This window comes from Janthinobacterium sp. 64 (assembly GCF_002813325.1).
Lineage (GTDB): Bacteria > Pseudomonadota > Gammaproteobacteria > Burkholderiales > Burkholderiaceae_D > Janthinobacterium.
The window spans coordinates 2,519,103-2,532,974 of sequence record NZ_PHUG01000001.1 but is presented as its reverse complement, the minus strand read 5'-3'; the positions used below and the strand labels follow the sequence as shown (position 1 = coordinate 2,532,974).

Annotated in this window: 10 protein-coding genes; 7 read left to right on the top strand and 3 right to left on the bottom strand. The window is 63.1% G+C overall.

Annotated features, from left to right (window positions below):
• The first annotated feature begins 1 nt into the window (after position 1).
• Positions 2–1,072: a sulfate/molybdate ABC transporter ATP-binding protein gene (locus tag CLU91_RS11110; RefSeq protein WP_100874201.1), complete on the top strand. Its 1,071-nt coding sequence runs from the start codon at positions 2–4 to the stop codon at positions 1,070–1,072.
• Positions 1,073–1,086: 14 nt separating this feature from the next.
• Complete coding sequence (locus CLU91_RS11105; RefSeq protein WP_100874200.1) at positions 1,087–2,019, top strand: CysB family HTH-type transcriptional regulator; 933 nt, start codon at positions 1,087–1,089, stop codon at positions 2,017–2,019.
• Here CLU91_RS11105 and CLU91_RS11100 read toward each other — a convergent pair.
• Both CLU91_RS11100 and CLU91_RS11095 read right to left on the bottom strand, forming a co-directional pair.
• Positions 2,016–2,369, bottom strand: a complete 354-nt coding sequence (locus tag CLU91_RS11100) for an MmcQ/YjbR family DNA-binding protein (RefSeq protein WP_100874199.1) — start codon at positions 2,367–2,369, stop codon at positions 2,016–2,018. The genes CLU91_RS11105 and CLU91_RS11100 overlap by 4 nt on opposite strands.
• Positions 2,366–2,635 carry a hypothetical protein gene (locus CLU91_RS11095; RefSeq protein ID WP_157814678.1) on the bottom strand — a complete coding sequence of 90 codons (270 nt, stop codon included), beginning with the start codon at positions 2,633–2,635 and terminating at the stop codon, positions 2,366–2,368. Before CLU91_RS11095 ends, CLU91_RS11100 begins: the two co-directional genes overlap by 4 nt.
• A gap of 276 nt (positions 2,636–2,911) precedes the next feature.
• Here CLU91_RS11095 and CLU91_RS28485 point away from each other — a divergent pair, with 276 nt between their 5' ends.
• Positions 2,912–3,469: a PEP-CTERM sorting domain-containing protein gene (locus CLU91_RS28485; RefSeq protein ID WP_232730705.1), complete on the top strand. Its 558-nt coding sequence runs from the start codon at positions 2,912–2,914 to the stop codon at positions 3,467–3,469.
• Positions 3,470–3,554: 85 nt separating this feature from the next.
• On the opposite strand, the gene CLU91_RS11085 is transcribed toward CLU91_RS28485, so the two are convergent.
• Positions 3,555–5,975: a TonB-dependent receptor plug domain-containing protein gene (locus CLU91_RS11085; protein ID WP_100874197.1), complete on the bottom strand. Its 2,421-nt coding sequence runs from the start codon at positions 5,973–5,975 to the stop codon at positions 3,555–3,557.
• Between the two features lie 462 nt (positions 5,976–6,437).
• Between CLU91_RS11085 and CLU91_RS11080 the strand changes: the two genes are divergently transcribed.
• The 4 genes from CLU91_RS11080 (at position 6,438) to CLU91_RS11065 (ending at position 13,860) form a co-directional block, all read left to right on the top strand.
• Positions 6,438–7,604 carry an efflux RND transporter periplasmic adaptor subunit gene (locus CLU91_RS11080; protein ID WP_198521308.1) on the top strand — a complete coding sequence of 389 codons (1,167 nt, stop codon included), beginning with the start codon at positions 6,438–6,440 and terminating at the stop codon, positions 7,602–7,604.
• Entirely contained in the window at positions 7,604–10,792 is a 3,189-nt protein-coding gene (locus CLU91_RS11075; RefSeq protein ID WP_100874195.1) for an efflux RND transporter permease subunit, read from the top strand. The genes CLU91_RS11080 and CLU91_RS11075 overlap by 1 nt, the downstream gene beginning before the upstream one ends.
• Entirely contained in the window at positions 10,789–12,291 is a 1,503-nt protein-coding gene (locus CLU91_RS11070) for an efflux transporter outer membrane subunit (protein WP_100874194.1), read from the top strand. Before CLU91_RS11075 ends, CLU91_RS11070 begins: the two co-directional genes overlap by 4 nt.
• A gap of 147 nt (positions 12,292–12,438) precedes the next feature.
• Complete coding sequence (locus tag CLU91_RS11065; protein ID WP_100874193.1) at positions 12,439–13,860, top strand: MFS transporter; 1,422 nt, start codon at positions 12,439–12,441, stop codon at positions 13,858–13,860.
• Positions 13,861–13,872 lie beyond the last annotated feature (12 nt).

Below are 13,872 nucleotides of genomic sequence, written 5' to 3'. Positions count from 1 at the left end.
TATGACCATCGCAGTTAAAAACATCAATAAACGTTTCGGTGATTTCGTCGCCCTCGACAATATCTCGCTGGACTTTCCTGCCGGCGAATTGACGGCCCTGCTGGGCCCGTCCGGTTGCGGCAAGACCACCTTGCTGCGCATCATTGCCGGCCTGGAACACCCTGATAGCGGCCAGGTGCTGCTGGACGCGGAAGATGCGTCGAACCGCCACGTGCGCGAGCGGCAAGTCGGTTTCGTCTTTCAACACTATGCACTGTTCAAGCACATGACCGTGTTTGAAAACGTGGCCTTTGGCTTGCGCGTGAAGTCGCGCAGCGAGCGCCCGTCGGAAGACCAGATCCGCCGCAAGGTGAAAGATTTGCTGGAGCTGGTGCAGCTGGACTGGCTGGCCGACCGCTATCCGCCGCAGTTGTCGGGCGGGCAACGCCAGCGCATCGCCCTGGCGCGCGCACTGGCTGTCGAGCCGCGCGTGCTGCTGCTCGACGAGCCGTTCGGTGCGTTGGATGCGAAGGTGCGCAAGGAATTGCGCCGCTGGCTGCGCCGCCTGCATGACGACTTGCACGTGACCAGCATTTTCGTCACGCATGACCAGGAAGAAGCGCTGGAAGTGGCGGACCAGGTCGTGCTGATGAACAAGGGCACCGTCGAGCAGCTCGGTTCCCCTGAACAAGTCTACAACCACCCGGCCTCGCCCTTCGTCTACGGTTTTCTGGGCAACGTCAACCTGTTCCACGGCCGCGTGCATGACGGCGTGATGGCCACCGGCGACGCCAGTTTCGAGGTGCCCGATTACGCGGGCGTGAGCGACAGCAAGGGCACGGCCTATGTGCGTCCGCACGACCTGGAAATCGACCGCTACACGCCGGGCGCGGAAGGCATCGTCGTCAAGCTGAGCCGCGCGCATGCGATCGGTCCGCTGGCCCAGCTGGACTTGCAGCGCGTCGATAACAGCGAGCTGATCGAAGCGGTGATGTCGAACGAGCGTTTTACGCATCTGCAGCTGAAGGAAGGCGAGACCCTGGTCGTCCGCCCGAAACGCTTGCACGTGTTCGTTGAACCCACAAGAAACTAATAGGCAGGAACACCATGAACTTTCAACAACTGCGATCGATCCGCGAAGCGGCCCGCCGCGGCTATAACCTGACGGAAGTGGCCAACGCCCTGTTCACGTCGCAGCCGGGCGTGAGCCGGCAAATCCGCGAACTGGAAGACGAACTGGGCGTGGTCATCTTCGAGCGCAACGGCAAGCGCTTGACGGGCTTGACGGAGCCGGGCAAGGGCATCTTGAAAATCGTCGACCGTCTCTTGATCGAGGCGGAAAACCTGCAACAGGCCAGCCTCGAATACAGCGGCCAGACCAGCGGGACCTTGTCGGTGGCGGCCACGCACACGCAGGCGCGCTATGCGCTGCCGAAAGTGGTGCAGGGCTTCCGCGCCGCCTTCCCCGACGTGCGCATCGCGCTGCAGCAGAGCGCGCCCGAACACATCGCGGAATGGGTGTTGTCGGGCAAGACCGATATCGGCATCGCCACGGAAGGCCTGAGCCAGTTCCCCGACCTCGTGTCGTTCCCGTGCTACCGCTGGAGCCATCTGATCGTCGTGCCGGACGGCCACCCGCTGCTTGAACATTCACCGATCCGCCTGGAAGACCTGGCCAAGTATCCCTTGATTACCTACGACAAGGGCTTCACGGGACGGGGCCATATCGACGACGCGTTCGCCAAGGCGGGCGTGGCGACCGATATCATCCTCACCGCCATGGATTCCGACGTCATCAAGCAATACGTGGCGCTGGGCCTGGGCGTGGGCATCGTCGCTTCGATGGCCTTCGACCATGGCCGCGACAAGGGGTTAAGGGCGGTGGAAGCGTCGCATCTGTTCGCCAGCAACACGACGCGCCTGGCCGTGCGCCGCGGCGCCTACCTGCGCGCCTACGCCTACGAGTTCATCCTGCAACTGGCGCCGGACCTGACGCGCGCAGACATCGACCGCGCCATGGCGGGAGAGGAAGCGCTCTAGGCGATGGCCGTCCTTTGCGCGCGCGTCAGGCTGGCCACGGCGCGCGCGTAGCTATCGCGCACTAGTTCCGCCAGGTAATCGGCCGGGAAGCGCGCCACGTCGACGATGGTGACCCAGTGAAAGCGGCCCATATAGCGGGCCGGTTTCACGCCCGGCATGTCCGTCAGCTCGATAAAGCGCTCCGCGCTGACTCTCAGGCTGAAGCGCCACTGCTCCGGTGCGCTGGTCTTGAAATAGGCAAACTTCTTGCCGCTCACTTCACACACGAGGATGTTCGACGGTGGGCCGTACAGCACGGCTTGCGCGCCGGGCAGGGCCGCGCAAAAGTCTTTCAGTTCATCGCTTGTCATTCGTCAACCGCCTTGAGTTGTTGCGTGGTGTGGTCGAAGGCATACGCCGCGCCGGCCGGAGCATCGAGCAGGCGGATGAAACGGTCGTCCAGGCTGAGCACGGCACCGAGCGACGCGCGGGCGATGGCCGCGGGCGGTGATTGATAGAAAGTATGGGGTGGCGCGCCGTCAGTGTGGCGGCGGCGGCCAGGTGCCAGCTGGGCATGCTTATCCGTCGTCAAAAAAAGTAAAACCCATGGTAGCCGATTACGTGCCAGGATGGTCATGCATGTCTGCAAACTTTGCCATCGCCGTAGGGCTACCCCGCCATCCCGCATGTGCGGATCTACAACAATCCTGTTTCCGGAAATGGATGGCGGCAAGCCCCACGATAGCCGGCCATGGCAAAAAATTGATGAGGCCGATTGAAAATACCAATGGTAAAATTTGTTTCTTTTATTGCACTTTGATTTCCTGGATGATATCTTTTGCTCAGCGGCACAGAATATGATAAAAAAATAATTAATATTGCAATTATAGAAATATGGGAATTGAGGAAATATATGAACACGATTAAACATGCTTTGCTGGGCCTGTGCCTGAGCGTTTCGGCTTGCCTGGCGCCATTGGCGCAGGCGGCGAGCTGGGTGGAGATCACCGATCCTGCCGTGAATGGCTTCTCGGTGGGCGGCAAGAACGTCACCTATGGTTCCGTGGCCGCCGATACGGTCTGGGTCTTTGACGGCGCCAATCCGTCCAGCCCGCAAAGCGCGGCCGACATCCAGAGCCTGGTTAGCGGCACGTTTGGCCTGCCGTCCAGCGGCACCGGTTCCCTGGTCATTGCCGCCCAGGGCAAGCTGGCCAGCAGCAAGTCCGGTTCGTTTACCGTCAGCTCCAGTTTCGACTATCTGGCCATCCATTATGGCCGTGGCGAATTGCTGTTTCACTGGGATAGCCCGGTTGCCGCCAATACGTCCTTCACTATCGCCAATTTGCCGCGCGGCCTGAGCAACTTCTACGCCTTCAGCTCGGTATCGGCCGTGCCTGAGCCGGCGACCTACGGCATGCTGCTGCTGGGCCTGGGTCTGGTCGGTTTTGCGGCGCGCCGCCGCCGCGTCTGAGTCTGCAGCGCCTGCGGGCGCAAGACATGAAAAAGCCCGGAAACGCACTTTTGCGTTCCGGGCTTTTTGCATGGCAGAGCGTTATTTACCAGCTATAACCCGCCTTGGCGTAGTAATAGCGGCCATTGAAGCCGTTCGGCGCGAAGATGCTGTAGGGCTGGGTGCCGTTGACGTTCAGGTTGCCCGCGCTCGTCACTTGCGCCGGGTAGCGGTTGGTGACGTTGTCGATGCCGGCCACCAGGCGCCAGTTCTTGCCCAGTTTCACGGAACCGGACACGTCCAGCACCCATTGCGGATCATACGTCTGGTCCAGCTTGGCATCGTTCTGCGGCACGGTGAAGCTGCCGTAGCGCGTCACCAGGCCGTGCACGTTCCAGATGCCGAAGCCGTAGTCGGCGGCCAGGCTGAACTTGTCTTTCGGCGATGCCACCGTGGCGCGCTGTATGGTCTGGCGGTCGATCAGTTTCAGGTTATTGGCCGTCAGGATGGCCGGGTTGTCCGCCACGCGCTCCACCGAACTCTTGTTGTGGTTGTAAGCCACGGTGAAGTCCAGACGATCCTTGTCCTGCAGGTCGATGCGGTAGGTGCTGACGATGTCCACGCCTTCGGTGCGCGTATCGACGCCATTCGTGAAGTAGCGTGCTGCTGTGACGGGAGCACCAGGCGCGGAAACGAGTTTTTGCAGTGTGGAGTTCAATTGTAAATTGCCGGAGAACAGCACGCGGTTATCGATGTCGATGCGATAGGCGTCGATCGATGCCGTGAAGTTGCGGCTAGGCTGGAATTGCAGCCCCAGGCTGTAGTTGCGGGCCTTTTCCGGTTTCAGTTCTTGCGCGCCCAGGGCGCGTGCCTCTGGCGTATTGACGGCGTAGGTAGCTGTTTCCAGCGGCGTGTTGATGCCATCTTTTACGATGAAGCTGGTGGTGGTGATGGTGTAGTACTGCTGCGCCAGCGACGGCGCGCGGAAGCCGCTCGACACGGTGCCGCGCAGGGACAGGGCGTCCGTGAAAGCATAGCGGGCCGAAGCCTTGGCCGACGTGGTGCTGCCAAAATCGCTGTAGCGCTCATGGCGCAGGGCCACGCCGCCGGACAGGTTTTTCGTCGCTTCCGCTTCCAGATTCACATAGACCGATTCGTTGTGGCGCGAGTGGCTGCCGGCATTGGCGGGACGATAGCCGGAGAAGCTTTGCGAACCGCTGCCGAAATACGATGCCGGCTCGCCAGCGCCTATCGTGTATTTTTCATGGCGCGCTTCCGCACCCACGGCCACCGTCAGCGGACCCGTAAAGTAAGACACGGGGAATTCGCGCGCCGCGTCGAGGTTCAAGACGGTCTGCTCATTTTTCAGCGAGCCGGCATGGAAATGCGTGGGGCTGGCTGCGCCCAGCGACTGGTTGACCGTATTGTCGACGTTCATTTCAAATTTGTTGCTGCCGTAGTTCAGGCTGGCATCCCAGCGCCAGCCGGCCGCTTCGCCGCGCAAGCCCGTGACGATGGACTGGTCGGTCAGGGTGCTGTTTTGCAATGGCAAAAAGCCTTCCGGGAAGATCGGCGTGCGCTGCGAGTACAGCTTGGTGACGTTATCCTGGAGCAGTGCCGTGCGCCAGGTGGCGGCGGCCGAGGTATCGCGCTTGCCATAGTTGCCGAAGGCATACCAGTCCACATTGTCATTGATATGGTATTCGCTATTGAGGAAAATCGTCGCCGGTTTGCTTTCCGCGTCGCCGTAGCGCTGGTTGACCTTGCCGTAGCGCGGTTCCAGTGGATTGCGCAAATCGGCGCCGGCGCGGTTGGTCGGGTCGCGTTCGGCCACTTCCGCCGAGATACGCACCCAGCCGTCGTCGCCCAGGGCGAAGCCGGCCGAACCCTTGATGCTCTTTTGCTTGCCGTCGCGTTCCTGCGTCTGGCCATAGCCCACTTCGATATCGCCGCCTGCCGCGCCTTTTTTCAGGATGATGTTGATCACGCCGGCGATCGCGTCGGAGCCGTACTGGGCCGCCGCGCCATCGCGCAGCACTTCCACATGGTCGATGGCGGCCAGGGGAATGGCGTTCAGGTCGACGGGCGCCGAGCCGCGGCCCAGCGAGCCGTTGACGTTGACCACGGCCGAGGTGTAGCGGCGCTTGCCGTTCACCAGCACCAGGGTCTGGTCGGGCGACAGGCCGCGCAGCTGGGCCGGACGCACGGCGTCGCTGGCGTCGGCGCCCGTGGCGCGGGCAAAGTTCAGCGATGGCAGCAGGCGGCTCAGTACGGTAGCCAGTTCGCCCGAACCCGTGCTTTGCAGGTCGCGCGAGGTGAGAATGTCGATCGGCGATTCGGAATCGATGGTGCGGCGGTTCTTGGCGAAGGTGCCGGTGACCACCACCGATTGCAATTCCCCTTCGGCCGGCAGCTCTTGCTGCGCTTGCACATGCATCGGCAGGCTGAAGCAGGCGATCAGGCTGGCGGCGAGGACGGTTTTCACGGGGAGGGCGGGAAGCTGGGAGCGGGCGGTGCTTGAACTCATCGACAATATCTCTTCGGTTGGTGGTTGCGCGGACCATGGCGGTCCGCTGACGAAATCAGCTTAGCAGCGGGCGAACGGCGTGCTTACGAATTGTTCTGTCTATCGATATGCAATAAATATCTGATACTCGTCAACATGGCACGAGTAGCGCATATGGCCTTGTCTCCAGCATACGACCGGGTATGGCAGGCTGCAATGCTGCACCGCAGTAAATTGCTGGCTGTTGTATAAATACGACTATATGGCATGAGCGTGGGTAGTCTGGCATGAAGAACGCGTTCTTTCTAATCATAGCTGTCCGAAGAAATATTCAGACTGTGATTGTGCGAACCGACAATTCCCTTCAGCACAGCTCTCGAACTCAAAAAATGCTTGACCTTCCAAGTGTGTCACGTCGGATAAAGACTTTGGGATCTGCTTCAGATCAACAAAACCAAGTCGACTCCAGTCGCGAAAGGCACAATGATGAAAGTCACACCAATAACCCTGATCACTGCGGTGCTAGGCGCAGCATTCACCATCAGCGGATGCAAGCAGACGGCCTCGCCTGCCGCTGCGGCCAAGCCGCCCGGAGTTCCCGTTGCCGAAGTGATCGTTCGCCAGGCAACACCGTACGTCGAGTTCAACGGCTCGCTGACCGCCGTCAAGCGGGTTGAACTGCGCCCGCAGGTGGCCGGCTACCTGCAGGACGTGAGCGTGCCGGAAGGCCGCTTTGTCGAGAAGGGCAGCAAGCTCTTTGTGATCGATCCACGCGTGTTCCAGGCGGCGGTGCATGCCGCCACGGCGCGCCTGCGCGAGGCTGAGGCGGCGTCGATGCTGGCGCAGGCCGAGCATGCACGGGCCGAACAGCTGTTTGCCACGAAGATCGTCGCGCGCGACCGTCTCGACGTGGCGACGGCGGCGCTGCATGCGGGCAAGGCACAGGTCGACGCCGCCAAGGCTGCGCTCGACGCTGCGCAGCTGGAGCTCGGTTTCACGCGCGTGACGGCGCCGATCAGCGGACGAGTCGGCCAAGTCCTCGTCACCGAGGGCAACTACGTCGCCAGCGGGGTGACGCCCCTGACGACCATCGTTTCCGTCGATCCCCTGCACGTGTATTTCGATGTCGATGAGCGCACCTATTTGCGCTCGCTCGCCGCCGGCCGGGCCAGCGCCACTGCGCGTGGGGCGCAGGCGGCCAAGGTCATGGTGGCATTGGCCACGGACAAGACGTATATACGTCCCGGCCGTGTCGATTTCCTGGCCAACGCCGCGGATCGCGGCACGGGCACGGTGCGCGTCCGCGCCGTGGTCGACAACCCCGATGGCAAACTGACGCCCGGCCTGTTTGCCAAGGTCAGGCTGGAGACGGGGGCGCAGCAAGCGAGGGTGCTGGTGTCCGATCAATCGATAGGCACGGACCAGGGGCGCCGCTATGTGCTGGTGGTCGGCAAAGGCGACAAGACGGAGTTTCGCCCCGTCGAGCTTGGCCCGATGGTCGATGGTTTGCGCGTGATCGAGCAGGGTCTGCAGCCGGGCGAGCGCATCGTCGTCAAGGGCCTCGTGCGCCCTGGCATGCAGGTGACGCCGCAGCCGGCCGGCATCGACGGCACGCCCATCGCCGTGCCGAAAACCTCGGGAGCCGCGTAATGTCTTTCCCACGTTTCTTCATCGACCGCCCGATCTTTGCCATCGTCCTTTCGGTCCTGATGGTGCTCGCCGGCATTGTCGCTTTCTTCCAGATGCCGCTCAGCGAATATCCTGCCGTGACGCCGCCGACCGTGCAGGTCAGCGCCGCCTATCCTGGCGCCAATCCCAAGGTGATCGCCGAAACGGTGGCGGCGCCGCTCGAGCAGGCCATCACCGGGGTCGAGGGCATGCAGTACATGTCGTCGCAATCGGCAACCGATGGCCGCATGACCCTGACCGTCACTTTCGCGCAGGGAACGAATGCCGACATGGCGCAGATCCAGGTGCAGAACCGGGTCGCGCGCGCACTGCCGCGTTTGCCTGAAGAAGTGCAGCGCCAGGGCGTCGTCACGCAGAAAACCTCGCCGGACATCCTGATGGTGGTGCACCTGCTGTCGCCCGACAAGCGCTACGATCCCCTGTACATCTCGAACTACGCCTACCTGCAGGTGCGCGACGAGCTGTCCCGCATCCCCGGCATCAGCGACGTCCTCGTCTGGGGCGCGGGCGAATACAGCATGCGGCTGTGGCTCGATCCGAACCTGATCGCCGCACGCGGCCTGACGGCCGGCGAGGTGATTGCCGCCGTGCGCGAACAGAACGTGCAGGTGGCAGCCGGTTCCGTCGGCCAGTCGCCCGATTCCAGCGCTGCCTTCCAGGTGACGGTCAACACGCTCGGACGCCTGACCGACGAGGAACAGTTCGGCGACATCATCATTCGCACGGGCGCCGAAGGCCAGGTCACGCGCTTGCGCGACGTGGCCCGTATCGAGATGGGCGCCGACGCCTATGCGTTGCGCAGCCTGCTCGACGGCGAGCCGGCCGTCGCCTTGCAAATCATTCAAAGCCCCGGCGCCAATGCGCTCGACGTTGCGCAGGCGGTACGCGACACCATGCAGCGGCTGGAGGAAAATTTCCCGGCGGGACTGAGCTCGCGCATCGCCTATGACCCGACGGTGTTTGTGCGTGCCTCGCTGGAATCGGTGGCAACGACCTTGCTCGAGGCGATCATTCTCGTCGTCATCGTGGTGGTGCTGTTCCTGCGCAACTGGCGCGCCTCGCTGATCCCCCTGATGGCGGTGCCGGTGTCGCTGATCGGCACCTTCGCCGTCATGCACCTGATGGGTTTTTCGCTCAATACCCTGTCCTTGTTTGGCCTGGTGCTGTCGATCGGCATCGTTGTCGATGACGCCATCGTGGTGGTCGAGAACGTCGAGCGCCACATCGAAAATGGCGAGGAACCCAGGCAAGCGGCAAGGCGCGCCATGGATGAGGTCACTGGCCCCATCATCGCGATTACCTCGGTGCTCGCCGCCGTGTTCATTCCGACCGCCTTCCTGAGCGGCTTGCAGGGCGAGTTCTACCGCCAGTTCGCGCTGACGATCGCCATCTCGACCATTCTGTCGGCCGTCAATTCGCTCACGCTCAGCCCGGCGCTTGCCGGCATTCTGCTCAAGCCAGGCAAGGTCAAGGCCGGGACCGGGGCCGTGCATGATGCGCGCAGCCTGCGTGGCCGCGCCGAGCGCCTGTTGCAGATGCTGGTCCGGCCGTTCCAGCGCGCGCCGGATGCCTATGGCAACACGGTGCGCAAAGTCGTCAGGATCAGCGGCGTGGCCTTGCTCGTGTATGGCGGCCTGCTCGCGCTGACCTTCTTTGGCTTCAAGGCCGTGCCGCCGGGCTTCGTGCCGATGCAGGACAAATACTATCTGGTGGCGATTGCTCAGTTGCCCAACTCGTCATCGCTGGACCGTACCGACGCGGTCGCCAGGCAGATGTCGAAGATTGCGCTGGCCGAGCCTGGCGTTGAAAGCGTCGTCGCCTTCCCTGGCTTGTCGATCAACGGCTTCGTCAACGTGCCGAACGCCGCCGTCATGTTCGTCATGCTCGACCCGTTCAAGGCCCGCACGACGCCCGATCTCACGGCGAACGCGATCGCCGCGCGCCTGCAGGCGAAATTCGCCGGCATTCCCGACGGTTTCCTGGGCGTGTTCCCGCCGCCGCCAGTGCCCGGCCTTGGCGCGACGGGCGGCTTCAAGATGCTGGTCGAGGACCGCGGCAGCGCCGGGCTCGATGCGCTGGTGCAGCAGACGCATATCCTGATGACCAAGGCAAGCGAGTCGGGACAGGTGGCCGGACTCATGACCAGCCTGGACGTCAATGCCCCGCAGCTCGAGGTCGCCATCGACCGTACTCAGGTCAAGAGCCAGGGCGTGCGCCTGGCCGACGTGTTCGAGTCGCTGCAGATCTATCTTGGTTCCCTCTACGTCAATGACTTCAACCGCTTTGGCCGGACCTACAAGGTGACGGCCCAGGCCGATGCCGAGCATCGCATGCAGGCCGAGGCCATCGGCCGCTTGCAGGTACGCAATGCGGCCGGCGACATGCTGCCCTTGTCGTCGTTTGTCACCGTCACGCCCAGTTCCGGTCCGGACCGCGTGGTTCACTACAATGGCTATCCCTCGGCCGACATTTCGGGCGGCGCGATGCCAGGCGTCAGTTCGGGGCAGGCCGTGGCGGTCATGGAACGCATTGCCAAAGAGGTGCTGCCTGAAGGCATGAGCTTTGAATGGACCGACCTTACCTACCAGCAAAAGCTGGCCGGTGATTCGGCGCTGTTCATCTTCCCGCTGTGCGTGCTGCTCGCCTATCTGATCCTCGCTGCGCAGTACAACAGCTGGTTGCTGCCGCTGGCCGTCCTGCTGATCGTGCCGATGTGCTTGCTGAGCGCGATCATCGGCGTGTGGCTGGCGGGCGGCGACAACAATATCTTCGTGCAGATCGGACTGATCGTGCTCGTCGGATTGGCGGCCAAGAACGCCATCCTCATTGTCGAGTTCGCACGTAGCCAGGAAATGGAAGGATCGAGCACGCTCGATGCCGTCATCGAAGCTTGCCGGTTGCGGCTGCGGCCCATCCTGATGACTTCGCTTGCCTTCATCGCCGGCGTCGTGCCGCTGGTGTTCGCCAGTGGTGCCGGCTCCGAGATGCGCCAGGCCATGGGCATCGCCGTGTTCGCCGGCATGCTGGGCGTGACATTGTTCGGATTGTTCCTCACGCCCGTGTTTTATGTGCTGATGCGCGCCTTGGCGGCCCGCTTCGAGCGCCACACGCCAACGACCCAGACAAGCATGAACAGGAGCACGACATGAATAGCCCGTATCAAACAATTCTAGTCTCATTGAGTGGGCTCACGTTGCTGGCCGGTTGCGCGGTCGGCCCCGATTATGCGCCGCCGTTGCCGCCGCCGCTGCCATCGTCGCAGTTCTTCGGCAGCGCAGGCCAGATGTCCGCCGCGCTCGTCCCGGGAACGGTCGAGGTGGAGTGGTGGCGCAGCTTCGACGATCCGGCGCTGGTCACCCTGATCCAGCGGGCGCTGGCGGCAAACCATGACGTCGGCATCGCTGCCGCCCGGCTCGCGCAGGCAAAGGCCCTGCTGCGCGAAGACCGGCAAGGCTTCCTGCCGCAAGGTGGCGCCGCGCTCGGGTACGAGAAGCGTCGCCTGAGCAAGAGCGAGATGCTGCCCGGCCAGCCGCGCCGGAGCGAAACCTATCGCGCCAGCGTCGATGCGTCCTGGGAAATCGACCTGTTCGGCCGCGTGCGGCGCTCCGTGGAGGCGGGCCAGGCGCAGGCGGGCTCGCGCGAAGCCTTGCTACGCGGCGTGCAGGCGGGCACGGCCGCTGCGGTGGCGGCCACCTGGTTCGAACTGGGCGGCATCGAGGCTGAACTCGCTGTCGTCGCCAGCATTTCCCAAAGCCAGCGCGACAGCCTGGCGCTGGTCGAGCGCATGGTGAGCGCAGGCTCTGCCAGCGAACTCGACCGCCTCCGTGCCGAGGCCTTGCTGCGCTCGGTGGAGGTGGCCGCGCCCGAACTGGAGCGCCGCCGCGCGGCCTGCGTCAATGCGCTGGCCATCCTGCTTGGCGAAGTGCCGCAGACGTTCAGCTTTCCCGCCGCCACGCCGGCAAGTGACGCGCTGACGGTGCGGGCGATTGCCGTGGGCGACCCTGCCGGGCTGCTCGCGCGGCGCGCCGATATTGCGGCGGCCGAGCGCAATCTGGCTGCCGCGACGGCCCGCATCGGGGTGGAGACGGCTGGCCTGTATCCCGAGGTCCAGGTACTCGGTTCCATCGGACTCGTCGGGGGCAGCCTCGATGCCATGGGCGACGCCGGCATGCAGTCGGGCTTGCTCGGTCCCGTCATCCGCTGGAATCTGCTCGACACGGGGCGCGTGCGCGCCCGCATCGCCGCCAGCGAGGCACGCGCCCGGGAAGCCCTGCTCGTCTACGACCAGACCGTCTTGCGCGCACTGCAGGAAACGGACGATGCCTTCAAAGCCCATGGCACGGCAGGCAGCGCGCTTGGGCTGCGGCTGCTGGAGTCGGCGGCGAACCGCGAGGCGGCGCGTCTTGCCAGACTGCAGTTTTCGGCAGGCGCAGGCCTGTACCTGGATGTGCTCGAAGCGGAACGGGCCGACTTTGCCAGCCGTCGCGCGCTGGCGGTGGCCCGCACCAACCAGCGCCTTGCCGTTGTCGGCATCTACAAGGCGCTGGGCGGCGGCTGGGAGATCTGTGCGCAGACAAATGACGACTGCGGCGGCGCCAGGACCCTTCCTCGATCGCGCTTCGCGAAACAACTCACCGACCGGCCTTGACCTTCCTGTGCTAGCAGCATCCCGGGCCGATCCTGTGTATGGCGGGCGGCCCGTACCTTGTATCTTATCTCTTGACCATCCCAGCGTTGTAGGCCAAACACTGCCTATCAATCGCAATCAGCGGGAAATCGATTTTGGAGAATGCCAATGCAACAATCTATACCTGATCCGAAGAGATGGGCCGCTTTGGCCCTGCTTTGCGCCGCCCAGTTCATCGTGATCCTTGATACGTCCATCATCGGTGTGGCACTTCCCGCCATGCAGAGGGACCTCGGTTTCAGCGCCAGCGGCTTGAGCTGGATATTCAATGCCTATGTCATCGCCTTTGGCGGCTTGCTGCTGCTGGGAGGACGGTTGGGTGACTTGCTGGGCGCCCGCCGCATGTTTGCGAGCGGATTTGCCATACTTGCCTGCGCTTCGCTGTTGGCCGGGCTGGCACACAGCCAGGAAATGCTGCTGGCCGGTCGCGCACTGCAGGGAGTTGGTGCCGCATTGATCGCACCGTCGGCACTGACGATCGTCATGCGCCTTTTCGGACATGATGGAGCCGAACTTGGCAAGGCATTCGGCTTCTGGGGCGCCGCCGCTGCCGCCGGTGGCTCGGCTGGCGTGTTTCTCGGCGGCGTCATCACCGAATGGATGACTTGGCCCTGGACCTTCCTGATTAACGTGCCGCTCGGCCTGCTTGTGCTGGCGTTGATTCCGGTCGTGCTTCGCAAGTCTGCGTGCAGCACCGGTGCCGTTGATTGGTTTGGCGCGATCAGTGTGACGGGTGCGCTGGTCAGCCTTGTGTCTGCCATCGTCACCATCGAATCCTCCGGCTTTGGTTCTGTGCCGATTTTGCCAATGTCGGTCGGTTTGTTCGTCGTCTTCTTGATCAGCCAGTTCGTGCGACGCGAACCGCTGCTTCCTATGGGCATCTTCAAAACGCGGAACCTGGCGGCCGGCAATCTTGTGATGGCACTGCTTGGGGCCGCCTGGATCCCGCTGTGGTTTTTCCTGAACCTTTATCTCCAGCAAATCCTTGGTTTCTCGGCGCTCGCCAGCGGCTTGGCACTGCTGCCGATGACCATGACGATCATGATCGTGATGGTGGGCTTTTCGGGTAAGCTGATCGGACGCTTTGGCGTCAAGCTCAACCTTGTGCTCGGCTTGTTCCTGATGGCTGGCGCGCTGCTGATGTTGGCGAACCTGCCGCTGAACGGTTCATACGTGACGCATGTTCTCCCGAGTTCCATACTCGCCGCCCTGGGTATGGCCCTGGCGTATATTCCGACGACGATGACAGGCATGGCTGGCGCCAAGCCTGAGGAAACAGGCCTGGCTTCGGGCCTGATCAATACGACCTACCAAATCGGCTCCGCCATCGGTCTCGCCATGATGGTTGCGCTCTCGACCTCCGGCATTGGTCACGGCATTGGCCACGGTACCAGCCAAACTGCCGACGGCATGCTGGCGGGTTTTCAGGCTGCATTCCTGGGGGCTGGCGTCGCCGCCGGCTTGGCCGCGCTCGCCGCACTGGTGTTCGTTGGATCGACTCGTCAGCGACGAGATGTGCCGGTGGGCTGACGTCCTCAAGTC

Excerpts from the sequence above, each read along its gene's own strand:
- CLU91_RS11110 (WP_100874201.1), top strand. The coding sequence starts at position 2 with ATGACCATCGCAGTTAAAAACATCAATAAACGTTTCGGTGATTTCGTC.
- CLU91_RS11070 (WP_100874194.1), top strand. The coding sequence starts at position 10,789 with ATGAATAGCCCGTATCAAACAATTCTAGTCTCATTGAGTGGGCTCACG.
- CLU91_RS11075 (WP_100874195.1), top strand. The coding sequence starts at position 7,604 with ATGTCTTTCCCACGTTTCTTCATCGACCGCCCGATCTTTGCCATCGTC.
- CLU91_RS28485 (WP_232730705.1), top strand. The coding sequence starts at position 2,912 with ATGAACACGATTAAACATGCTTTGCTGGGCCTGTGCCTGAGCGTTTCG.
- CLU91_RS11085 (WP_100874197.1), bottom strand. The coding sequence starts at position 5,975 with ATGAGTTCAAGCACCGCCCGCTCCCAGCTTCCCGCCCTCCCCGTGAAA.
- CLU91_RS11100 (WP_100874199.1), bottom strand. The coding sequence starts at position 2,369 with ATGACAAGCGATGAACTGAAAGACTTTTGCGCGGCCCTGCCCGGCGCG.
- CLU91_RS11080 (WP_198521308.1), top strand. The coding sequence starts at position 6,438 with ATGATGAAAGTCACACCAATAACCCTGATCACTGCGGTGCTAGGCGCA.
- CLU91_RS11105 (WP_100874200.1), top strand. The coding sequence starts at position 1,087 with ATGAACTTTCAACAACTGCGATCGATCCGCGAAGCGGCCCGCCGCGGC.
- CLU91_RS11065 (WP_100874193.1), top strand. The coding sequence starts at position 12,439 with ATGCAACAATCTATACCTGATCCGAAGAGATGGGCCGCTTTGGCCCTG.
- CLU91_RS11095 (WP_157814678.1), bottom strand. The coding sequence starts at position 2,635 with ATGACCATCCTGGCACGTAATCGGCTACCATGGGTTTTACTTTTTTTG.